23 protein-coding genes are annotated in these 24125 nt (G+C 39.7%); 19 read left to right on the top strand and 4 right to left on the bottom strand.

Going from position 1 to position 24125, the window contains the following annotated elements; all coding sequences use genetic code 11:
• The first annotated feature begins 10 nt into the window (after positions 1-10).
• The 5 genes from KHA88_RS10525 (at position 11) to KHA88_RS10545 (ending at position 5481) form a co-directional block, all read left to right on the top strand.
• Positions 11-598 (top strand): hypothetical protein, encoded by a 588-nt coding sequence (locus KHA88_RS10525; RefSeq protein WP_213121884.1) that lies wholly within the window; start codon positions 11-13, stop codon positions 596-598.
• A gap of 136 nt (positions 599-734) precedes the next feature.
• Positions 735-2042, top strand: a complete 1308-nt coding sequence (locus KHA88_RS10530) for an alkaline phosphatase family protein (protein WP_213121885.1) — start codon at positions 735-737, stop codon at positions 2040-2042.
• Positions 2043-2234: 192 nt separating this feature from the next.
• Positions 2235-3521, top strand: coding sequence for an MFS transporter (locus KHA88_RS10535; protein WP_213121886.1), 1287 nt, complete (start codon positions 2235-2237; stop codon positions 3519-3521).
• Entirely contained in the window at positions 3518-4480 is a 963-nt protein-coding gene (locus tag KHA88_RS10540) for an aminoglycoside phosphotransferase family protein (RefSeq protein ID WP_213121887.1), read from the top strand. The genes KHA88_RS10535 and KHA88_RS10540 overlap by 4 nt, the downstream gene beginning before the upstream one ends.
• A gap of 65 nt (positions 4481-4545) precedes the next feature.
• Positions 4546-5481 (top strand): aldo/keto reductase, encoded by a 936-nt coding sequence (locus KHA88_RS10545; RefSeq protein WP_213121888.1) that lies wholly within the window; start codon positions 4546-4548, stop codon positions 5479-5481.
• 87 nt (positions 5482-5568) lie between these two features.
• Here the strand turns inward: KHA88_RS10545 and KHA88_RS10550 are convergent, their stop codons facing one another.
• The gene (locus KHA88_RS10550) at positions 5569-5694 is read right to left on the bottom strand and encodes a small acid-soluble spore protein P (RefSeq protein ID WP_213098645.1); all 126 of its coding nucleotides are present in this window, start codon (positions 5692-5694) and stop codon (positions 5569-5571) included.
• A 144-nt stretch (positions 5695-5838) separates the two neighbouring features.
• Between KHA88_RS10550 and KHA88_RS10555 the strand changes: the two genes are divergently transcribed.
• Complete coding sequence (locus KHA88_RS10555) at positions 5839-6861, top strand: asparaginase (RefSeq protein WP_213108097.1); 1023 nt, start codon at positions 5839-5841, stop codon at positions 6859-6861.
• Entirely contained in the window at positions 6858-8024 is a 1167-nt protein-coding gene (nagA, locus tag KHA88_RS10560; protein ID WP_213121889.1) for an N-acetylglucosamine-6-phosphate deacetylase, read from the top strand. Before KHA88_RS10555 ends, nagA begins: the two co-directional genes overlap by 4 nt.
• A 115-nt stretch (positions 8025-8139) precedes the next feature.
• Here the strand turns inward: nagA and KHA88_RS10565 are convergent, their stop codons facing one another.
• Positions 8140-9159, bottom strand: coding sequence for an LLM class flavin-dependent oxidoreductase (locus tag KHA88_RS10565; RefSeq protein WP_213121890.1), 1020 nt, complete (start codon positions 9157-9159; stop codon positions 8140-8142).
• 258 nt (positions 9160-9417) lie between these two features.
• Here KHA88_RS10565 and KHA88_RS10570 point away from each other — a divergent pair, with 258 nt between their 5' ends.
• The 6 genes from KHA88_RS10570 to KHA88_RS10595 all read left to right on the top strand — a co-directional run bounded on the left by KHA88_RS10570 (position 9418) and on the right by KHA88_RS10595 (position 17036).
• Complete coding sequence (locus KHA88_RS10570; RefSeq protein ID WP_346728962.1) at positions 9418-11040, top strand: Na/Pi cotransporter family protein; 1623 nt, start codon at positions 9418-9420, stop codon at positions 11038-11040.
• 98 nt (positions 11041-11138) lie between these two features.
• A complete protein-coding gene (locus KHA88_RS10575) occupies positions 11139-11843 on the top strand; it encodes a pseudouridine synthase (RefSeq protein WP_213121891.1) in 705 nt (234 codons plus the stop codon).
• Between the two features lie 878 nt (positions 11844-12721).
• Positions 12722-13810, top strand: coding sequence for an alanine racemase (locus tag KHA88_RS10580; protein WP_213121892.1), 1089 nt, complete (start codon positions 12722-12724; stop codon positions 13808-13810).
• Positions 13811-13824: 14 nt separating this feature from the next.
• Positions 13825-15417, top strand: coding sequence for an N-acyl-D-amino-acid deacylase family protein (locus KHA88_RS10585; RefSeq protein ID WP_213121894.1), 1593 nt, complete (start codon positions 13825-13827; stop codon positions 15415-15417).
• A 13-nt stretch (positions 15418-15430) separates the two neighbouring features.
• Complete coding sequence (locus tag KHA88_RS10590; protein WP_213121895.1) at positions 15431-15895, top strand: RidA family protein; 465 nt, start codon at positions 15431-15433, stop codon at positions 15893-15895.
• Between the two features lie 28 nt (positions 15896-15923).
• The gene (locus KHA88_RS10595) at positions 15924-17036 is read left to right on the top strand and encodes a polysaccharide deacetylase family protein (protein WP_213121896.1); all 1113 of its coding nucleotides are present in this window, start codon (positions 15924-15926) and stop codon (positions 17034-17036) included.
• A gap of 50 nt (positions 17037-17086) precedes the next feature.
• On the opposite strand, the gene KHA88_RS10600 is transcribed toward KHA88_RS10595, so the two are convergent.
• Positions 17087-17464 (bottom strand): VOC family protein, encoded by a 378-nt coding sequence (locus KHA88_RS10600; protein ID WP_213098636.1) that lies wholly within the window; start codon positions 17462-17464, stop codon positions 17087-17089.
• Between the two features lie 218 nt (positions 17465-17682).
• Between KHA88_RS10600 and KHA88_RS10605 the strand changes: the two genes are divergently transcribed.
• From KHA88_RS10605 to KHA88_RS10630, 6 genes are all read left to right on the top strand, one after another.
• A complete protein-coding gene (locus KHA88_RS10605) occupies positions 17683-18291 on the top strand; it encodes a PepSY domain-containing protein (RefSeq protein ID WP_213098635.1) in 609 nt (202 codons plus the stop codon).
• A gap of 125 nt (positions 18292-18416) precedes the next feature.
• A complete protein-coding gene (locus KHA88_RS10610; protein WP_213107632.1) occupies positions 18417-19097 on the top strand; it encodes a response regulator transcription factor in 681 nt (226 codons plus the stop codon).
• 65 nt (positions 19098-19162) lie between these two features.
• On the top strand, positions 19163-20491 hold the full coding sequence (locus KHA88_RS10615) for a HAMP domain-containing sensor histidine kinase (protein WP_249308496.1): 1329 nt from the start codon (positions 19163-19165) through the stop codon (positions 20489-20491).
• Positions 20492-20531: 40 nt separating this feature from the next.
• Positions 20532-21839 (top strand): VTT domain-containing protein, encoded by a 1308-nt coding sequence (locus KHA88_RS10620; protein WP_346728963.1) that lies wholly within the window; start codon positions 20532-20534, stop codon positions 21837-21839.
• Positions 21840-21876: 37 nt separating this feature from the next.
• Positions 21877-22464: a DedA family protein gene (locus KHA88_RS10625; RefSeq protein ID WP_213098632.1), complete on the top strand. Its 588-nt coding sequence runs from the start codon at positions 21877-21879 to the stop codon at positions 22462-22464.
• Positions 22465-22551: 87 nt separating this feature from the next.
• Positions 22552-23133 carry an undecaprenyl-diphosphatase gene (locus tag KHA88_RS10630; protein ID WP_213098631.1) on the top strand — a complete coding sequence of 194 codons (582 nt, stop codon included), beginning with the start codon at positions 22552-22554 and terminating at the stop codon, positions 23131-23133.
• 54 nt (positions 23134-23187) lie between these two features.
• Here KHA88_RS10630 and zupT read toward each other — a convergent pair whose 3' ends face one another.
• Positions 23188-23997 (bottom strand): zinc transporter ZupT, encoded by an 810-nt coding sequence (zupT, locus tag KHA88_RS10635; RefSeq protein WP_213107634.1) that lies wholly within the window; start codon positions 23995-23997, stop codon positions 23188-23190.
• Positions 23998-24125: the final 128 nt, after the last annotated feature.

Genomic DNA, 24125 nt, shown 5'->3' on the forward strand with positions numbered 1-24125 from the left:
GTGATACTTCATGAGTGAAAAGGGATTAAAGAGGGGGCAGCCCATAACATTCCGTATCCCCTCGGATACGTCTGACCATATATTAAAACAGTTGCAAAGAATAAAGGAAACTGAAAGAAGAAATTTTTCCAGTAAAATTGCCGAGTTTGTTATTTACGGGGTGAACGATTCCCTGTCAAAGCATAGGGAGGCAATCACTATTCCGCTTCCAAAAGGATTAACGAAGGAACAAAGGGATTGGTTGAAACATGAGCATTCTGAGGCGCTTTTAGGTAATATTGTCTATCAATTATTATCAAATCCAATCCGAACAGCATCCATTTTAGCATCATTAAACAGCAGTGCATTAGAGATAGATGACGCATTATATCTTCAAGAAGAAACAGCCGCTGATGAGGATGTCGAGAATGAATGGAATTCAGTGAGTGCCCAACTGCATACAAACAATGCCGAGGAACAAAGAGAAGTCCCTTTCAGGGATGACGATCTAGACAACTTGGATTGGGATAATATCAAAATAGATGTAAATGCTCCTATTGAAGAAGATGAAGTGGAAGAAGATCCACTTGGCGATTTTCTTGCTCAAATGAATAAATAATCCTGCCGATCTGGTGGGATTATTTTTTTTAGCCAAAACATTTATTTCCGGGAAAATACATAATTATTATAAAAGGTAATTAAAAGACTCTGTCGAACTCATTAATATATACTATTTTCCTAAATTGGAGGTTGCGATGACGTGTCTAACAGACTCCTTAATTGTTATCTCATTTGATTGTCTTTCTACCTTGGATTTCCCTTTGTTGGAAGAACTCCCTCATTTTAGAGAACTTTTACAGGGAGCATCGTACTGCAAACAAGTTGAGACGATTTATCCGTCCGTAACCTATCCATGTCACGCCACGATTGTAACAGGGAAGTTCCCGAACCTCCATGGAGTGATTAATAATACATTACTCCAGCCTGGAAACCCTTCTCCTGATTGGTTTTGGTACCGTCATTACGTGAAAGGCACCACTCTATATGATGAAGCTAAGAAAGCTGGAATGAGTACAGCTGCTTTATTATGGCCTGTGACTGCGAAAGCCAATATTGATTATAATATGCCAGAGATTTTTGCCAATCGTCCATGGCAAAATCAAATTGCTGTCTCGATTCAAAGCGGAAGTGTTCTCTACCAATTAGAAATGAACAAACGTTTTGGTCATATACGAAAAGGACTAAATCAGCCGGAGCTCGATGATTTTGTATTAGAGTCGGCCGTTCATACAATTAAAAAGAAAAAGCCTAACGTGATGCTCATTCATTTCACAGATCTTGACACACAGCGTCATTTTCACGGTTTTTCTTCTAATGAAGCACATGAGGCGATTCGCCGCCACGATATTCGGCTCGGCAGGATAATGGGCGCGTTGAAGGAGAGCGGCCTCTATGAACAGTCAACGATCGTTGCTTTAGGAGACCATAGTGCGCTCGATGAATCGAAAGCGATTAAGTTAAATGTTTTGCTTCGTGAACGTGGGCTTATTCAAAGCAATAATAGCGGCAAAATCACAGATTGGAAGGCATATTGCAAAAGCTGTGACGGATCGGCATACATTTATTTAAAAGATGAAAAAGATATAGCGACAAAAAAGTATATGAACGAGCTTTTGCATCAGCTTTTACAAAACGGAAGTAATGGAATTGAAAGCGTATTAACGGGTGAAGAAGCTGGAGAAAAAGGTGCCGATGAGCGCTCGGCCTTTATGATAGAAGCGCGGCGCGGTTACTATTTTACAGAGCACTTGGATGGGGCGTTCATTGATGAGATTACAGCGGAGGATGTAGCGGATAAACGCTATACGGTCGCTTCGCACGGCTATTCTCCTGAAAAAGAAAATTACACAACTGTATTTATTGCTTCTGGAAAAGGGATTAACAAGAACGTTGTCATTCCTAGCATGCATCTTGTTGACGAGGGACCCACATTAGCCCGCTTAATCGGCGTAGATCTTGGTGAAACCGATGGCAGGGTGATAGAAGAAATGATAGCGACGTAGGATTTAGGGCTATTTTAGTAGTATAGTGGCCGCTCGAGCGGCTATTCGAGCCACTCGGAGGATTATTCGAGCCACTCAGGAGGTTATTCGAGCCACTCGGGGGACTATTCGAGCCACTCGAGGGATTATTCGAGCCACTCGGGGGATATTCAAGCCACTCGCCAGAGATACGCCATATAGAACAGGGGGAAAGTGATGAAAAAATATACAAAGCAAGAAAATAGCTGGATGCTTTATGACTGGGCGAACTCAGCGTATTCTATCATTATCACAACCGCCGTGTTTCCGCTCTTTTATAAAGCGGCTGCTACGAATGCCGGCGTGAGCGCCGCAAATTCCACAGCGTATCTCGGATACACAATTGCCATTGCCACATTTATTTTAGCGATGCTTGGGCCGATTTTAGGTACGATTGCTGATTATCAAGGTTTGAAGAAAAAGTTTTTCATTTTCTTTTTAGTAGTAGGTATTTCCGCTACCGCATTGCTGGCATTTATACCAAGTGATCAATGGCAGCTCTTACTAATATGCTATACGGTTACCGCAATAGGATTTTACGGATCAAATGTGTTTTACGATGCTTTTATCGTTGACGTTACGACGGAAGAACGGATGAATCGGGTTTCCGCTCGTGGCTTCGGTATCGGCTATATTGGTAGCGCCATTCCGTTTGTTATTAGCATTGCGATTATCGTTATGGCCCAAAGTGAAATCATTCCTCTCTCTACTACAAAGGCAAGCCAAGCAGCCTTTTTGATCACAGCAGTTTGGTGGGGATTATTCACAATCCCGATGATTAAAGATGTTCGCCAGCGCTACTATATTGAACGTGAGCCAAACCCAGTGGCCAACAGCTTTAAGCGCCTTGGCCAAACGTTTAAAGATATTCGGCAATATCGTGCATTGTTTTTATTCTTGTTAGCTTATTTCTTTTATATTGATGGTGTTGGGACCATTATTACAATGTCCACAGCGTATGGAACTGATCTAGGAATCAGTTCTACAAGTCTTTTGATCATCTTGTTCATGACTCAAGTAGTTGCTTTCCCATTTGCTATTTTATACGGAAGACTCGCTGAGAAATTCACAGGGAAAAAGATGCTGTATGTTGGTATTTTTGTTTATATTATTGTTTGTATTTATGCATTCTTTTTAAAAACCACCATAGATTTCTGGATATTAGCAATGCTTGTGGCGACATCCCAAGGAGGAATCCAAGCATTAAGCCGCTCGTATTTTGCGAAGCTTGTCCCGAAAGAGAGGTCAAACGAGTTTTTCGGTTTCTATAATATTTTTGGAAAATTCGCATCTATTATGGGGCCGCTATTATTAGGTTTGACAGCGCAGCTTACGGGAAGTTCCGCAAACGGCGTGTTCAGTCTAATTATCCTGTTTATTGTTGGTATTGCAATTCTCGCTCGTGTACCAGAACCAAAGGTCGATGTAGCTATTTCTAATCATACTGGGAGGCAATTATGACAGAAGGTAAAATGGCAGTAGAAATTGCAGAAAGTTTCTTAAACGAAGAAGTCAAATCCTTGGAACCCATTCTTGGCAAGGGTTCTGTTAATACGCTTTATATCGCCCGGACAAAAAGTACTGAAATAGTTGTGAGAATGAATTCGGATAGCAGGTCTTTTAAGGATTATCAAAAAGAACACTGGTGTATTGAGCAAGCCTCCGCAAAAGGGATTCCAAGTCCGACAGTTTTAACGATGGGACAGCGAGGCGAAGTTACTTACATGATCCAATCATTTATTGCGGGCGAGCATGGCGAGGATAGCGGCTTAGATAGAAATGGGCTTTGGAGAAAGTTAGGAGAATACGCAAAGTCGATTCATTCGATCAATACAAACGGTTTTGGTGAAGTTTTGACTGACCCGGATAATGGTACTTTTCAAGCTCCTCTGCATGACAATTTTGATGGGACTTGGTCCGGGTTTGTTAAATACAATATTGAGAGCCTCACGGAGGACGACAAGCTCATACTATTAGGCGTCATGACTAAAAGTGAATCCAATCAAATAAAACTGCTGTTTGAAAATATTCAAGGGCGAAAATTTAAGTTTGGATTGAATCATGGCGATATCTCATTAAAAAATACCATCATTAGTAATGATGGTACAGTAAATCTCATTGATTGGGGTAGTGCAGAAGTCAATATCATCCCGCATGGAGACTTACTCCAATTACTGCAATGCCAAATAGAAAGTGATCATCCAAATACAATAGAGTTGCAAGCATTCCTTGAAGGTTATGGAATTACCCAAAGTGATTTTAATAATATGCAACAAGATTTAAATGAACTTTTATTATTAAGAGCATTTGATAAATTAAGGTGGGCCATTGACTGCCATCCACCGAGCATTCCTGATTTCATCGATTACGCAAAAAAAGTAAAGGCTAGGGCTTTGAATTTTGCACCACTTTTAGAGTAGGGATTTTCGAAAATGCTGTCGAAATAGTAAATATAGAGTATTTTTAAAAAGGAGTAGATCTTAAGATGGCGAACCAAACGCGAATTGGCAGGACAGATTTATATGTAAATCCGATTGGATTTGGAACGAATGCTGTAGGAGGACATAATATTTATCCAAACTTAGAGGATGAAGTGGGGAAAGATTTAGTACGAACCGCGATACATAATGGAATCAATTTTTTAGATACCGCATTTATATACGGTCCTAAGCGCTCCGAGGAACTCATCGGTGAGGTGTTGAAGGAAACCGGGAATCGAGCCGAGATCGTCATTGCAACAAAAGGTGCACATAAATTTGTCGGACAAGATATAGTCATCGATAACTCACCGGCTTTTTTAAAGCAGTCAGTCGAAGGCAGTTTAAAAAGGCTTCAAACTGATTATATCGATCTATTTTATATTCATTCACCAGATAAAGATACTCCAAAATATGAGGCCGTAGGTGCTTTACAACGATTGAAAGAAGAGGGGAAAATTAAAGCCATTGGTGTGTCTAACTTTTCAATGGATCAGTTAAGGGATGCAAACCAGGACGGTTATGTCGATGTATATCAAGGTGAATATAACTTATTTAAACGTGCTGCTGAAAATGAGTTATTCCCATATACAACTGAGAATAACATCTCGTTTGTTCCATATTTTCCACTAGCATCTGGCTTGTTAACGGGTAAATTTACAAAAGAAACAGTTCCTACTGATCGCCGTTCGAAAAATCCCTTATTCCAAGGGGAAGCGTACTTACAAAACTTGGAGAAAGTAGAAATACTCCGTAAAATAGCAGACGCTAAGCAAGTGGAATTAGCTCATCTTGTTCTTGCTTGGTACTTGACGCGGGATGCTATCGATGTGGTTATCCCAGGTGCTAAGAGAACGGAACAAGTGCTAGACAATCTAAGAACATTAGATGTTCAATTAACGGATGAAGAAATTCAAAGCATAGATGATATTTTTGCACCTTAATCCATTTTCGATTAATTAATAAGAAAGATGACCTCATCAGAACCAAAAGAAACCATGATCTATATGCGATCATGGTTTTTTCATCACTTACATATCGTGACTGCTGTTTTTCGTTTGTCTTGAATGGTTTTGGTTTTTCACTTTGTGTGAGCCGCTCAATGGTTGTGGTTGACTTGTTTTATTTGGATTTGGTTTTGAAGAATTCTTACTCAATGTATAACGACCTCCGAATTTGTCCTATTTTTAGTACATTTTATATTATGTCTATAGTTTTAAATTATATTAGGCATGCTTGGGAGGGGTTTTTACCAAGTATGTTGAAATATAGAAGGAGGATTAAAGAAGGAAGTGTCAAAGTTGGAAAATATCACATTAATTGAGGAAGCAAGAAATGGTTTAGTGGAAAATATCCATCACGGGCTGATTTGCGGAGTGAATGATCAACGTCAATCTATATATAACGTGGGAAATGAGGAGCAGTATGTATACTATCGCTCCGCATCAAAACCAATCCAAGCGATCCCCGTATTTTTATCTAATATCATTTCTAAATATAATTTAACGGATGAAGAAGCAGCATTATTTACGGCGTCACAACGCGGTGAAACATACCATATTTCTGCACTAAAATCGTTATTACATAAACTTCCTGTAAAAGAGGAAGAGTTGTTTTGCCCTGCATCATACCCATTAAACGCTGGACCAAAGGAAGAAATGATTCGAAATCAAGAAAGTAAGAGGAGACTTTATCATAATTGTGCCGGTAAACATTTAGGATTTGTAGCGATGTGCCGGGAGTTAGGCTATCCTGTCGATGGGTACTGGGAAGAGAGCCATCCGCTCCAGCAAAAAATAGTGAGTATTCTTTCTGAGCTTTCTGAAGTGCCCGAATCACAAATTATTAAAGGTATTGACGGCTGCGGTGTACCTGTTTTTGCCATTCCATTAAAAAATATGGCGATTACATATTTGAAATTAGCATGTCCAGAATTAATTATGGATGATCACATGAAGCATGCGGTAAAGAATATGACTAGAGTCATGAATGAACATTCTAACATTGTTGCATCGGAGGACTTTGTATGTTCAGTCTTGCTAAAAGATTCGAACATCGTAGCAAAAGGCGGAGCACAAGGGGTCTACTGCTTTGGTTTGAAAAAAGAAAGAATGGGATTTGCTTTAAAAGTGTTGAGTGGCTCCGAGGATGTTTGGCCGAATATTTTGGCCTCGATTCTAGAGCAAATCGACTATAGCAACAAAGAGACAACAGCTTCTCTTAGGGCCCTAAAACCCTCTGTAGTAAAAAATGACTCCGGAATGGCAGTAGGAGAAATTAAAGAATTATTTTTACTATCAGGAAATGTAGGAGAGATAGAATGAATAAAAAGGTCATTCTTAACGCAAAAATCGCAGCATTTAAAGAAATGACACAGCCTTCAACAATTTGGATAGAGGATGGGCAGATTCAAAAGATTGATGCTCATGTGCCTCCTAGTATTTCAGATGATTATGAAGTGATTGATGCTAATGGTCATCTATTGATTCCCGGAATGATCGATGTACATATTCATGGCGCCAATGGACACGATATGATGGACGGCACTGAAGAGAGCATCATGGAAGTTTCACGGACATGTGCTCTAACAGGCTGTACTTCATTTCTAGTGACCTCAGTGACTTCTTCCATCGATGATTTAATGCGATTGATCCATAATGTCAAACAAGTCATTGGCAAGGAGCCGGGAGCTAAAATTGCAGGTATTCATTTAGAAGGTCCTTATTTAAATGTGAAGCGAAAAGGTATGCAAAACGAGAAATATTTGCGTCACCCAAATATAGAAGAAATGAAAGCGATTTTAACAGAGGCAGGTTCATTAATTAAGATGGTTACAATCGCACCGGAGCTACCGGGCGGGTTAGAGATGGTTCAGTTTTTAAAAGAGCGAGGCATCATTGTTTCTCTTGCCCACTCCGATGCTACATATGAAGAAGCAAAACAAGCATTTGCAACAGGTGCGAGTCATGTAACCCATTGTTTTAATGGCATGCGACCAATTCATCACCGCGACCCAGGGATTGTTGTAGCTGCATTCGAAGACCCACAAGTAAGCCTTCAAGCAATAGTCGACAATATACATTTACACCCGGCGGTCGTTCGACTCATGCATCGAATCAAAGGAGCGGAGGGAATGGTTCTGATTACCGACGCCCTGCAAGCAATGTATATGGGTGACGGGGAATATGAATTTGGCGGACATCAAGTCACGGTGTCGAATGGCGAAGCAAGACTGGCCGACGGCACATTGGCATCCAGTACAGTTACAATGAATGAAGCACTAAGAAAAACAGTGGAAAGTGGAATTCCCTTAACTGATGCTGTTTATATGGCTTCCACAACTCCTGCGAATATTTTGGGGCTTCATAAAAAAGGAAAGATCCAAGAGCAAACTGATGCAGACCTAGTTCTGATTGATACCGATTACCAAGTTGAATGGACAATGATTGGCGGTAAACTATACAGTGACAAAAAACAAACCGTATAAAAAAGAACCCACGAACCATAAAAAAATGGCCGCCGTGGGTTCTTTTCTGTCTAGCTCCAGCGCCTAGACCCGTGTGATGCTCTTCTTCGCTTCGACAAAATTCGGGGCGTGCCTGTCACTTCCCGAATAATTCGGCGACGATTTCGTAGGATCGCAAGCGGTCTTCTTGGTAGAAGATTTGTGAGTTGATGATGACTTCGTCTGCGTTTGTTTCTTTTATGAAGCTTTCAAGTTTCCGTTTGACGGTTTCCGGGTTGCCGACAATAGTAGAGCGGGAGTCGAGCGTCTTTTCGATATGGGCTTGTTCCATGGGCGACCAGACTTCGCTAATATTTTCAATCGGTGGCTTTAATTGTGTCGGTGTGCCGCGAATTAAGCTTAAAAATTGCTGTTGCTGTGAAGTGGCCAGCCATTGTGCTTTTTCGTCCGTATCAGCAGCAATCACATTAACGCCAACCATCGCATATGGCTCCTGAAGAACGTCTGAAGGCTTAAAGTTTTCACGATAGAGCTTTAGTGCAGGCAATGTGTAATCCGGTGCAAAATGGCTCGCAAACGAAAAGGGCAAACCTTTTTGTGCGGCGAGCTGGGCGCTAAAGCCGCTTGAGCCCAGAAGCCAAATTGGTATTTTAAGGCCTTCTCCGGGAATAGCTCGGACGCGAGCACTAGTATTATATTCAAAATAATCCTGAAGCTCTTCAAGCTGATCCTGAAATTCTTCTGCACCTCGATTCAATGTCCGGCGCAGTGCATAAGCAGTTGCCTGATCACTGCCGGGAGCACGCCCAAGTCCAAGGTCGATTCTTCCGGGATATAAAGATTCCAGTGTACCGAATTGCTCGGCAATCACTAAGGTCGCGTGGTTTGGCAACATAATGCCGCCTGCACCAACACGAATTTTCTTCGTGGCACCGGCAATATGGCCAATGATAACGGATGTAGCCGAGCTTGCAATGCCAGGCATATTATGATGCTCAGCAAGCCAGTAACGGTTGAAACCTAGCTTTTCAGTGTGCTGCGCCAACTCGACGCTATGTTTAAATGATTGTTCCGCATTGCTGCCTTCAGCAATGGGAGCAAGGTCTAGAACAGATAAAGGTATATCATAAAAAAGCTTTGTTTGATTGGAAGCCATATTTTATCACTCCTCTTTAGGGTGTTTCTACACCAAAAATGATACGGCGTTTATAGTGTAGTGTCTAATAATCTGTTCTTTAACATCTCTAGCGATAATGGGATATACAGCCGATATAATTCCAGGTATAAGTTCATCCTATTAATAATCGATATCTTTACACAATCTTTACAATAACTTCATTTACTTTTAACACAATCTTAATTAAGATTGTGTGGGGCAGAATGATGTCGAATTACAATATAAAGGACTGAAGACGTGGAATTGCAAACATTGCTTTTTACTTTTTTTGGAGGACTGGGAATTTTCCTTTATGGAATAAAATCTATGGGGGACGGCCTTCAGAAAGTAGCTGGAGATCGGTTAAGGGACTTGTTGGATCGCTTTACGACAAGACCAATCATGGGAGTTTTAACTGGGATTGTTGTTACTGGATTACTGCAGTCAAGCTCGGGAACGACCGTCTTGACGATTGGACTAGTAACAGCTGGTTTTATGACGTTAAGACAAGCAATTGGTGTCATCATGGGTGCCAATATAGGTACTACGGTTACGGCATTTATTATAGGTATTAATATCTCTGATTACGCATTGCCGATTCTTGCACTTGGTGCATTTTTGATCTTCTTCTTTAAAAATCATAAAGTAAACAATTTTGGGCAAGTTTTCTTTGGCTTTGGTGCATTGTTTTTTGGTCTTAACTTAATGGGCGATGCAATGAAGCCACTACGGGGAGCTCAAGCTTTTACAGATTTAATGTTAAACTTGGGTGATAACCCTATATTAGGTGTCGCTGTCGGTACCGTCTTTACGGTGATTGTGCAAAGTTCATCTGCTTCCATTGCATTATTACAAACACTGTTTGACCAAGGTGCCATTAATTTAAACGCAGCATTACCAATTTTATTTGGTGATAATATCGGAACAACGATTACAGCTGTTTTAGCATCAATTGGTGCTTCTATTGCTGCTAGACGTGCAGCATTGACACACGTCCTTTTTAACGTAATTGGAACGATACTCGTTATGATTTTAATTGTGCCGTTCACACATTTAATAGAGTATTTTCAAGCAAGTTTGGATTTAAATCCGAAAATGACCATTGCTTTTGCACACGGAACATTTAATGTCTCAAATACAATTATACAATTTCCTTTTATTGCCGGGCTTGCCTGGATTGTTACAAAGCTTGTTCCAGGTGAAGAGACAGCCATTGAAAATAGACCTATCCATTTAGGTGAGCAATTTATACGTCAATCACCTTCCGTAGCTCTTGGTCAAGGAAAAAAAGAAGTATTACGGATGGCTGAATTAACTGATAAGGGCATGGAAGAAGTTGGCCACTACTTTAAAACACAAGGAAAGAAACATAGAGATTTGCTTCCTCAAGTAGAAGATGCCTTGAATAATTTAGATAAAAAAATCACGGAATATTTAATTCAAATTTCATATCACTCTTTATCCGACCAAGATTTACATTCTCATCATGCGCTGATGAATACTGTCATTAATCTAGAACGTATTGGCGACCATATAGAAAATATTATGGAGCTTGTTGATCATCAAATAAACCAAAAAGTGAAGTTTTCTGAAACTGCACTTGGTGATTTGGATGAAATGTTCGACTTAACTGTATCGACTTTGAGACAAGCAATTACTGCTTTGGAAACAAACGATATCGGACAAGCTAAAGCGGTTCTAGAAAAAGAAAAATTAATTGATAAAATGGAACGTGATCTTCGGAAGAAGCATATCGTTCGCCTGAACGAAAACCAATGTTCTGGAACAGCAGGCATTCTATATGTTGACATTGTCAGCAACTTGGAACGGATTGGCGACCATGCTGTAAATATTGCTGATGGAGTATTAGGAGAAGAATGATCTTTGATGAAACGGCCGAAGTTGATTCGGCCGTTTTTTTTATTGAGAATTTTGAGTTACAATAAAAGAATAATTTATATTGCCACTTGGAGGTCTTTATGAGGCTTAATAATTATATTAGTTCCACTGGACTTTGTTCCAGAAGAAAAGCTGATGAACTAATTATCCAGAAAAAAGTAAAAGTGAATGGTGAAATAGCAGAGTTAGGGCGCGTAGTAGGTCCGGAAGATATTGTAGAAGTTGATGGCAAGGTGTTGGAAAAGAAAGAAAACGATGTGTATATTGCTTTAAACAAGCCAGTAGGCATTACCTGTACGACAGAGCAGCATATAAAAGGAAATATTGTCGATTACGTCAATCATCCTGAACGAATTTTTCCAATTGGCCGACTTGATAAAGATTCTGAAGGATTAATATTGCTTACGAGTGATGGCAGCATCGTCAATGAGATTTTACGTGAAGAAAATAATCACGAAAAAGATTATATCGTGACTGTGAACAAATCAATTACACCCTCATTTATTAATGGCATGTCCAATGGTGTAAAAATATTTAATCCAGTAAGAAAAGAATATACAACGACCAAGAAATGTACAGTTGTGAAAATGAATGAGCGCAGTTTTAAAATTACATTATCGCAAGGGTTGAATCGGCAAATTCGTAGAATGTGTTCACATTTCGGCTATAAGGTGGTCAAATTGCAGCGCGTTCGAATTGCTCATATTACCTTAAAAGGCTTGGCATACGGAAAATGGAGAAATTTGACGGAAGAGGAAGTAAGGAAGATTCGCTCAAAAAAATAATTAATAAAATGACTGGAATCAATTGAGTCATTTCAGACTGTAGACAAACTCGAAAAAACGAGTTGTCTACAGTCTTCTTATTTTATATAGGATAGAGCAGGTTTTCCGAAGCTTACCGCTCGCTTTCCGCGGGGCGAGTGCCGAGCCGCTTCGTCGCTGCGCTCCTGCAGGGTCTCGGCTGTCTCGCAGATCCCGCAGGAGTCGAGCGGACGCTTCTTCAAACCAATAAAGTACTACATTTTACTTTTCTAGTTACTCTTTCATTTTATAATGGTAAAAGGAAGGATGAGAGAACCAAACAATTCTCGTACTCCTTTCATGCTGGGACAGATTGCCATGTATGGGCTGGGAGTAAAAGCTTCTTATTGGAAATCACAGGAATACCACCAGGTTTTATTAAGTTTATTATATAATAAAACACCGCTTCATCCGATATAATCGTAGTAAGGCAGTGTTTTAATATTGCCCTTTTGTATTAAGCAGGTTCCGTTGATTGGAGCGGAAGGCGGCGACTCCTGCAGGACTAGCGGGACAGGTGAGACCCCGCAGGGCGCGAAGCGACTGAGGAGGCTCACCGCCCGCCCCGCGGAAAGCGTCCGACTGAAGCGCAAATCAACAATGTTTGGTGTAGCCTTTATGTTAGGTGGACTTTTTCAGTGCCCTCTCGAAGATCATGATCTTTGCGGATATCCCTTGAATCATGAAAAAATCGTAAAAGGCATTGGAGATAATTCCCAATGCCCTTTGTCGACCCTCTGAAATGACTGGAATGGATCCAGTTATTTTTTATTATATTTGGAATCTAGTAAACTCCTTTTCTTATGCTAAAATAAAAGATAAATGTATACGCTTTCCGAAAACTTGAGAGGGGTTATACAATGATTGATACACCAAGTGTAATTATTAATGAAGAAAAAATGCAAAGAAACATCGAAAAGATGGCGGAAATATGTAGGAAACATGGGGTTAAGCTGCGTCCTCATACAAAAACACATAAGACCCCTGATATCGCAAAAAAACAAATCCTTGCAGGTGCTCAAGGCATTACAACGGCAAAAGTATCAGAAGCAGAGGTAATGGCCGAACATGGAATCGATGATATTTTTGTTGCCTATCCAATAGTGACAGAGTCAAAGATTGAAAGAGTAGTAAATTTGAGCAAGAAGATTAATCTAATCGTAGGAGTAGATAGTCTAGAAGGGGCAACAAAACTATCGGAAGTAGCTAAGCGACACGAAACACCGATTCAAGTTAGGCTTGAGGTAGATATCGGTTTCAGAAGAACTGGGGTACTTTACGAAAATGCAGTAGCGCTTGCCAAACAAATTCAAGCGATGGAATATTTAAAGTTACAAGGGATTTATACATATCGTGGCTTTTTTATGGACGGAGTGCCGACAATGGAATTGGAGAAGGCAGGTATTGAGGAAGGAAAATTAATGGTCGAGCTTGCGGAACGTATGCGCAGTGAAGGGATTGAAGTAAGAGATATTAGTGTTGGGTCCACACCGACCGCTCAATATGCAGCAACTGTAAAAGGGATTACAGAAGTTAGGCCAGGAACATACGTGTTTTACGATCGTATGCAAGCTGCATTGGGCGTCTGTTCTTTAGAAGATTGTGCAGCATTGGTTCGTGCTACAGTTGTAAGCCGTCCAGCGGAGGATTTAATGATTATTGATGGTGGCAGTAAAACCTTCGCGACAGATGTGGGTCCGAATAGTGAACCTCTTTATTTGAAAGGTTTTGGACAACTTGTTGAAGCGCCTCATGCGTTCATTGAAAGACTGTCAGAAGAACATGGGATGGTCCAGATTAACGAGGATGATCCATTTAAAGTCGGTGATATTGTCCATGTGATTCCAAATCATATTTGCAGTACAGTCAATCTTCACAATAAGGTTTACCTAGAGAATTCAGAAGGGCTGGAAGAAAAGATTGTTTATGCACGTGGAAAGCTCTCTTAAAGGAGGCAAATCGCATGCTCGATATCATTATTAAGAACGGGAAAATTGTAGATGGTTCCGGTAATCCTTGGTTTTACGGTGATGTTGCAATCAAAGACGGGAAAATCGTAAAAGTGGGGTATGTTGACCAAGAATCACATCAAGTGGTCGATGCAAAAAGACAAGTGATCTCTCCCGGATTCATCGATGGTCATTGCCACTCTGATTTAATGATCTTAAATTATCCGGATAGCGAAATTAAGCTGCAGCAAGGCGTAACGACTGAGGTTGTCGGGAATTGTGGTTTGTCGCCGGCTCCCTTTTTTGGCGAATATAAACATTTGCTCCAAGAGTATGTTCAGCCCGTTATTGGCTCATCCCGAAATCCTTGGTCCTGGAAAACAGTAGACGAATATGTCGCTGCCATTGGCAGTGCCAGGCCTTCAGAGAATATATCTACATACGTCGCCCACGGAACATTACGCATTTTAGTGATGGGCTTTGAAAAAAGACAAGCTACGAAAGATGAAATTGAACGAATGAAAGTTTTACTGGAAGAAGGATTGAAAGCAGGTGCAATTGGCTTGTCAATTGGGCTGCTATATGCGCCGGGAAGCTATTCTTCCAAAGAGGAAATTGCTGAACTCTGTTCTATCCTTCCAAAGTATAATGGACTTTTTTCTACGCATATAAGAGGAGAAGGAAATAGCTTGATTTCCTCGATAAAAGAAGTGATTTGGATTGCTCAAACCGCTGGAGTGCCCTTACATATCAGCCACTTAAAAGCGGCGGGAAAAAGAAATTGGGGACTTGTACAAGAGGCAATGGAAGTGATTACTGATGCGCGGGAAAAAGGGTTGGACGTTACTTGTGATGTGTACCCTTATTCTGCAAGCTCTACGATGCTATTGACGGTTTTGCCTCCATGGGTGCTAGAGGGAGGAGTCCAGCATACATTAGAGCGCTTTAAAGATCGGGAAATTCGAAAGAAGATAAGGGAAGAGTTAAGTCATGAACAAACGGAATGGGATAATCTAGTCTGTTCCACGGGATGGGAAAATGTTGTGATTTCATCGGTTCAGACTGATAAGAATCGTAGTTTAGAAGGGAAAAACATAGCGGAAATTAGCGAGATAAGGGGAACACATCCTGTCGATTGTGTATTGGACTTATTGTCGGAAGAAGGGGGAAATGTCTCGATTGTTTATTTCCTCATGTCGGATGATGATGTCAGCCAAGTGATTCGCTGGGATCATTCACTTATCGCATCCGACAGTCTCCATTGTGATACAGGAAAACCGCATCCAAGGCTGTACGGTTCTTTTCCAAGGGTCTTTGCCAAATACGTCAGGGACGACGGTCTGCTATCGCTGGAACAAGCCGTTCGTAAAATCACTTCCTTTCCTGTTCGGCGTTTTAAGCTTGGAAATAGGGGGTTAATCGTCCCTGGCTACGCAGCTGACCTAGTTGTTTTTAATCCCGATACGATTCAGGATGAGGCAACGTATCAAAATCCTAAAAAATATCCAAATGGCATTAGCCATGTGTGGGTAAATGGAAAAATGACGATGGAAAATGGCGTGCACACAAAGGCAAGAGAAGGAGTTTTTATTCATTGCTGTCATTAAAGGAGGAAAAACAATGTCCAAGATTGAACAGAGATTACAAGAGTTAGGTATTACCCTGCCCGTACTTGGAGAACCAAAGTTTTCATACATACCTTGCAGTCAAACGGGGAATTTGGTGTATTTATCGGGACAAGACTGCCGGATTAATGGAGAATTAATGTATACGGGGAAATTGGGCAAGGATCTAACGATTGAACAAGGGCAGGAGGCAGCTTATCAGACGATTATCAACTGTTTGGCTGTTTTGAAAGCGCATTTAGGAGATTTGGATCGAGTCGTAAAAATTGTAAAATTACTAGGCTTTGTTAATAGTGCACCAGGTTTTGCTGACCAGCCATACGTAATGAATGGGGCTTCCAATTTATTGGGGGAGGTTTTTGGTGAGTCTGGCAAACATGCCCGTTCGGCAATCGGCACGAGCGAGCTCCCGTTTCATACGCCAGTTGAGATTGAATTAATTGTCGAAGTACGAGATTAATAGCTTATTATGAAAAGAGGTTATCACTTTGAATTCACCCCAAATATATAGAGGTAATCCGGATAAACAACATTTTGCGCTTACTTTTGATGATGGTCCAAATAAGCTTCCCCTGGAAAATTGGCTGGAAGCACTAGAACAATGTGGTGCGCCGGGAACATTTTTCTTTACAGGGGAATGGATCGATAAAAATCCGGAAAAAGCTAGAGAAATTATTGCGCGCGGTCACGAGCTCGCTCCTCATTCATATCATCATCGAAGAATGGGGGAAATCCCGAAAAATGTATTTTTTGAAGAAATGAAACTTACCGAATTAGCTTATCAAGAAGCAACTGGGTCTCCATGTCCTACTTTTTTTAGATTTCCGTATCTTCATTTTAGGGAAGAAAACTTGAATTGGCTTACTGAATTAGGATATGTCGATATTGAGGGAGATGATTCACGGGATTGGGCAGGTATCACATCTCAACAAATCATTGATAATTCGAAGCCATTTCTAAAAAACGGCACCATCTTAGTTTTTCATGCCAATGATATCGCGAAGGATACTCCGGGAGCTATAAAACCGTTGATCAGACATGGGATTGAAAAAGGTTTGAAGCCGGTAAAAATATCCGAAATCCTAACAGGGTTGAGTGCCCCGCCGTCGCATCGAAAATGGAAAATTTCAATTGATGTCCCTGTAGTTGATAACGAATATACAATTCAGGAATGGAAACCAATCCATAGTAGTGAGGATCTTCACCAGCTAGCTTTAGAAACGATGGATTGGGGAATCGCCCAAACACCTTCTGGAATGGATTCTGAACAGAAATGGCTTAAACATTTGTCAGAGTCGCTAGTTATTAATGGTGTCGTTGAGGATAGACAATTGTTCTCAGGATGGTACATGGCGGACCATTATTGGGGTTATGCTCGCCTAGCGATTGATGGAGAAGAATTAATCTTGCTAGATTTTGCAACGAGAGAAGCGCAAGCTGATGCGCTTGTTTATTTACTAAGATGGGCAGCGAAAACGGCAACAGATTTAGGGTGCAAACGAATTTCAGCAACACGTGATATGCGTAGACTAGAGAAAATGTGTCAGCAATTAGGATGGAAGTCGAATATAGAGCTTGATAAAAGTTTAGTTTCACAATAATCTAACCATTGACCAGGGGCAGCTTCTTTTCTTAGAAGCTGCCCCTCGTTTTAAATTAGTATCTCGCTCATAAAAGCGTGAGTATTGCCTTCTGTATCTTCAAAGAATGTCATCCAAGTTTCAGTTTGTCCCATTTTTGCAATGAGATGAGGGTCATCGATAAAAGAGACTTCTTTTTCTTTGAGATTAGTATACGTTTCTTGAATGTTTTCAACTTGAAAGTAAATAACGGAGCTTGAATGAGCAAATTCTTCCTTCTCGGGCAGGCTGAGCAGAAGCCGAACCCCATCACAATCAAAAAATGCCATTGTGTCCGTGTTAAATAGAAGCGGCAAACCTAGCACTTCATAATAAAATGTAATGGCACGGTCCAAGTTTTTTACAGGTACTCCAATTTGACCCACTTTTTTTATTTGATTATCTCTCATTATGATCTCTCCCCAATTAAAAATGATAGGAACAAATATGATTTGAATTATAATGATTAGTTTTCGTTAAAATACTCAGGATTCCTGCTTTTCTGTGGTGGAACTATCAACCCGTTCAAAAATGAAAAAACTTTCATTTTTAATTCAGAGAGATTTCATGATCATCAATTACTATTAGTTTTGTAAGACGAACAAATAAACTAGTAGGAGTGAAAATCATGAAAAAGAAAATTTTGATACCAGCATTAGCATTAACAATTATCGGGAGCGGGATTGCCGGCTCAACATTAATCAAACCTGCTTCTGCATCTCCTTCAACAGAGACGGCTAAAATAACCAAGGAACAAAGCATCGAAATTGCTCTAAAAGAATTCCAAGGTAAAGTGACTGATGTCGAACTTGAGAAGGAACACGGCACATTAACTTACGACATTAAAGTCAAGGATGAAAACGGAAAGGAACATGAAGTCATCATCGATGCTAACTCAGGAAAGGTGCTAAAATCAGAGGCTGATGACCAAGAGGGCGATAATGATGCAGAAGTGAGCGATGAAGTTGAACAAGCCCAATTACAAAAAGAAGCTAAAATAACAAAAGAAGAAAGTATTTCCATTGCACAGGGTAAGATAAAGGGTAAAGCGACAGATGTTGAGCTTGAAGATGAAAATGGTGTCGTAGTATACGGAATCGAAATTACCGATCAACAAGGACAAAGGCATGATGTGAAAATTGATGCAAAGACTGGAAAAGTGCTAAAGGTTGAAAATGGCGATGACGAAACGAATGATGACGATGGTCAAAATGACGGGGAACAAAACGACGATTAATTTTGAATTGATGTAATGCAGCACAAAGAGAATCCCATCTGTTTTTCAAGATGGGATTCTCTTATTGTGTAACAAGGTTAGGTTATACTATTGTTGAATATCCTCTAAAAAAGGAGGTCATAACAATGAAAAAGATATTAATCATCGAAGATGAAGAAGGCTTAGCTGAATTTATTGAACTGGAACTAAAGCATGAGGGCTATGATGTAATGGTTGCCTATGATGGACGAACAGGACTTGATTTAGCTATAAATGAAAATATCGATGTCATATTGTTGGATTTAATGCTGCCGGGCCTAAACGGAATGGAAGTATGTCGCAGATTAAAAAGCATTAAAGATACGCCGATTATTATGCTTACAGCTAGGGACAGTGTGATGGACCGGGTATTAGGATTAGATAGCGGTGCTGATGATTATTTACCTAAGCCATTTGCGATTGAAGAATTGCTTGCTCGGATTCGAGTTGTTATAAGACGGGAAGAGAAAATCTTAGAAGGCACACCGTTGGCATTAACTTTTAAGGATTTAGAATTAGACGTTGAATCCAGGATGCTGAAAAAGGGAAACGAGCTAATTGAGTTAACGAAAAAAGAATATGATCTTTTATTAATGCTGATGAAAAATATCAATCGAGTGTTAACAAGAGAAATGTTATTGGAACATATTTGGGGATATGACTCGATCGTAGAAACGAATGTGGTGGACGTGTATGTAAGGCATCTTCGAAATAAAATAGACAGCCAGGGTAATAAGGAAAGTTATATTCAAACAATACGAGGCACAGGATATGTGATGCGTAAATGAAATTAACACGAAAGCTAATTGACTTAAACATTAAGTGGAAATTGACCTTATGGTCATCGTGTTTAATGATTTTGTTATTTTTCTCTTATAATTTATTTCAGTATTTTTTTATCCAGAATTGGCTAATAGCTCAAGAAAAGCAGACTATTCAAACAAGGATGGATGAAGTATTGGCCTATTTAAAAGATACAAATCATGCTCAAAATGGGTTGGACATTCAACGAGCAAATGATTTTTTGGACAAAATCAATCAAGAATCCCAAATGATCAGGCTTCTGAATCAAAAGGGAGAAGAAGTATTTTCAACATCCGATGATTTTCCAGAAGACGAGATTAAACCGAAACTAGTTAACCGTTCGGAATTAGATGAAGTGAAAATCAATGAGGATCGAATACTCGTATTAAGGGCCCCATTTAACGAGGGAACAGTTGAAATTGGACGAAGTTTAGAAAAATCTGATGAGCTGATGAAATACTTCTTTTTTGTGATGATAGCAGGTGGGATTGGTGCCACCGGATTGAGTTTATTAGGCGGGAGGCTGATTAGCCACCAACTGCTGAAATCTGTCAACAAAATAGTAGATACGATGAAAAGAATAAAGAAAAAGGGATTGAAAGAAAGAGTGCAAATTGGAGCACATAAAGATGAAATAACCGAATTAGGCATGATGTTTAATGACTTGATGGATGATCTTGAACGGTCGTTTTTGCAGCAAAAGCAATTTGTTGAAGATGCTTCCCACGAACTAAAAACGCCCTTAACGATTATTCATGGCCATCTCTCATTAATTAATCGGTGGGGGAAGGAAGATCCAAAAGTTTTAGAGAGATCGATTGGATTGAGCCTAAAAGAAGTCGACAGGCTTATTCAGCTGGTCGCTGAGCTCCTTGAACTATCAAGGGCCGATGCAAATCATCAAGAAGATTTAATCCATTTTGATGTGATTAAACCAAACGTCGTCATAGACAGGGTATTAGAGAATGTTAAGCTCATTAACAATGATTTTGAAATAAATATAAACCGTGAGGCAAATGAACATTCTCTCATAAAAATTCCAAGCCGTTACTTGGAACAAATTCTTTTAATTGCTTTTGATAATGCTGTAAAATTCGCGAAAGATAAAAAAGTGATTGATGTAAGAACAGTGAATACCGGCAATTTATTTACCATTGAAATAAAAGATTACGGAATAGGGATTCCAAAGGAAGATCTTCCGTTTGTATTAAACCGTTTTTATCGTGTAGATAAAGCACGAAGCCGCAAAAGTGGTGGAAGTGGCTTAGGGCTGTCCATTGCAAAGCGGTTGGTGGAAAATTACGGAGGTAATCTATTGCTTACTAGCTCTGAAGGTAAATGGACACAAATTAGCATCCAGCTTCCGCTCGTAACATGACCCGGTACGGAATGCATCTATAGAGAGGGCGCGAAAACAAGTGGGAATCATTACAGCTTATATTGATCAATATGGATATATTGTGCTTTTTATCGCCTTGATGCTCGAGCTGATTGCGCTTCCTTTACCCGGTGAAATTTTGATGAGCTATGCCGGCTTTCTCGTCTATCAAGGCCATTTAAACTGGATGATAAGCATCTTGGCTGCGGGAATCGGAAGCTGTACAGGAATGACGATTGCATACATTATTGGCTATAAATTAGGAACTCCTTTTATCGAAAAGCATGGACATCGTGTTCATTTGGGGCCAGATCGATTGGAAAAGACTTCACAATGGTTTAGCAAATACGGAAATAAAATGTTGATTTTTAGTTATTTTATTCCTGGCGTGAGGCATATTACCGGTTACTTTTCTGGCATAACTCGGCTTTCATTCCGGACTTATATGTTATTTGCTTATAGTGGAGCATTTATTTGGACTTTTATATTTATTACGATTGGGAAATTATTAGGGCCGCAATGGGACCAATTTCACAACTCGGTAAAAAAATATTTGCTAATAGGCTTATCAATGGCAGTTGTCGTCTTGATTGCAGTTTATTTTTATCGTAAATATAAGCAACTACTAAAAGAAAAAACCATTTTCATGTTAAAGAAAGTAACGACTCTGTTTAAAAGTAGCGGGGTTGCGCTGCTTTTTATTGTTTTCACTTTGATGGCAACCCTGTCCTTAATCATTTTAATGATTGATTTGATACAAGATTTTCTTGGAAATGAAATGAATGATTTTAATGAAATTACTACACTTCTCGTTTCATCTTTTTTTGAAGAACAATGGACTTTAGTGCTGAAGGTCTTTTTAGTTGCAAAATCAGTGCCGGCTCTCATCGTCGTTATTATTTTGACATTGCTGTGGATCCTATGGCGGGATAAGTTGAAGCTTTACGGAGTATTATCCCTAGCAATTGTTGTTTTTGGCGGAGAATTATATGAAGAGAGTTTAAGGCGCTTTTTTCATCGACTTGCTCCAGATCATCTATCATTTATCGAACCACTGACCAATTCATTTCCGAGTGAACAATCTTTAATGGCCATTGTAATTTATGGGTTTTTTTTATATTTATTCGTCCGTTATTCACATAATGGATGGTACCGCATTTTTGCGATCGTGGGGGTTATCGTGATATTAGTACTAATGGCTATTGCTCAAATAAACTTTAACGCGAAACTCCCAAGTGATATAGTAGCCGGTTTTGTTTTTGGCGGTGTTTGGCTAGGACTGAATATCATATTACTTGAGATTTTTTATCTCTTTAATAGTGTAAAGCATGCTGCGGAAGACGGATGATGCCTGATGGAAAATCAAGGAGAGGAAGGGGAGACAAGTGGGTTCTATTGCATCATATATTGATCAATATGGATATGTTGTAATTTTTATCGCCCTTTTACTCGAATTGATTGCACTTCCTCTTCCAGGCCAAGTTTTGATGAGTTATGCGGGTCTTCTCGTCTATCAAGGCCACCTAAATTGGGTGACAAGTATTTTGGCAGCGTGGATGGGAAGTTGCACCGGCATGACGATCACATACCTTGTTGGTTACAAATTAGGACACCCTTTTTTTGAAAAATATGGACATCGCTTTTATTTAGGACCTAAGCGACTGAACAAAACCGCAGCCTGGTTTAGTAAACATGGAAATAAAGTATTGATTTTCGGTTATTTTATCCCTGGGGTTAGACATTTCACTGGTTACTTTTCAGGTGTTTCAAGGCTTCCGTTTAGGGCCTATATGATTTTTGCTTATGGTGGGGCTCTCATTTGGACGTCAACATTTATTTCGATTGGAAAATTATTAGGACCACAGTGGGAATTGTTTCATCATTTAATAAAAAAGAACTTGCTAATAGGTTTAAGCATAGCTGCTTTCATCTTCATTACGGTCTACTTTTATAAATTTAAGAAAAAAATATAACGATCTCTCATACTTTGTTATAATTACGTGGTCTGCATATTGCATAAATTTCCATATTAACAATGTCATATATTAGGAGAAAAAGAATTGAATCTAGATTATCAACTTTTTGAAATGATCAACCAGTTTGCTGGTAAAAATCATTTAATTGATCAAATGGTCATATTATTTTCCAAATACGGTCCAATTTTAATAGGAATGGTATTTGTATGGCTATGGTTTACGAAATCGGGAAATAAGGATAATAATCGCCAAATTGTCCTTTTTGCCTTAACAATAACCGTTATTGCGCTTGGATTAAACAAGCTGATTGAAATGATGTATTTTCGTCCGCGCCCATTTGTAGATCATGCAGTTAATTTGCTTTCTGAAAAAACAAGCTTAGATCCATCATTCCCAAGCAATCATTCGGCAGGATCGTTTGCTTTGGCGTTCGCCCTTTTTTGGAAACGAAGAAAGATCGGTGGTATTTTTTTAGTTTTTGCTGTTCTTATGGCACTTTCAAGAATTTTTATCGGTGTCCACTATCCTCTAGATGTGACAGCTGGAGCGACCATTGCTTTACTAGTTACATTCATGGTTATTTGGCAAAGACATCTTCTCGAACCGCTATTTAATTTGGTAATTCGTATCTTTTCTAAATCCAATTCAAAAAGTGTAAATTTATAGAGCTGATATTCCCTATTCATAGGGGATATCGGCTTTTTTATGTTTATCATCTTTTTATAAGAAAAGTAAAAGGCTGACGGCCATCAGAGCCATCCCGCTAATTAGTCCAAAAATGGAGGTGTGTGCTTCGTCATATTTTTTGGCAGCAGGCAATAATCCATCAAGAGATATAAACACCATAATCCCTGCCACTGCAGCGAAAATAATTCCAAATAAAACATCGTTTAAAAAAGGCATTAAGATCAGGAAGGCAACTAGGGCGCCGATTGGTTCTGAAAGTCCGGATAAAAATGATAGCTTAAAAGCTTTGCTCCTACTCCCTGTTGCAAAATAAACAGGTACAGCAACAGCAATTCCTTCTGGTATATTATGAATGGCAATTGCTATGGCAATCGCTACTCCGATTGAGGGATCTTGCAAAGTTGCTGCAAAAGCGGCAATCCCTTCAGGGAAATTATGAATTCCTATGGCCATTGCTGTAAAAATGCCTATTTTCATTAATTCGGGATCCTTATTGCTATTCCCCGGTGTATTCATCTCTTCCACTTTTTTAATTTCATGTGGGTTTCCTTGTCTGGGGACGAACTGATCAATCAGCGCAATTAAAATCATTCCGCCAATGAAACCGCCGACTGTTGCCCAGGCTCCCCGTTCAATTCCGAGTGCTGTAGTCAATGTGTATTTTGCTTTCTGAAAAATCTCAATCATGGATACATATATCATCACACCTGCAGAAAAACCAAGGGAAAATGATAGAAATTTAGTATTTGTAGTTGATGTAAATAAAGCGAAAAAACTTCCAATTCCTGTAGCAAGTCCTGCCATCAGCGTCAATCCAAACGCAAGCAATACGTTTTCAGTCATCCTCTACTCCTTTTTTGTCAAACATCATTTGTAAATAGTATGCAAAATAACATGAAAACTTGTCCTCGGAAAAATCGGGGACCCATGCGGCAAATAACCGGTCAAAAAATATCTTGCGCACAACCTGA

The sequence above is a fragment of the Lederbergia citrea genome (assembly GCF_018343525.1).
GTDB lineage: Bacteria > Bacillota > Bacilli > Bacillales > Bacillaceae_C > Lederbergia > Lederbergia citrea.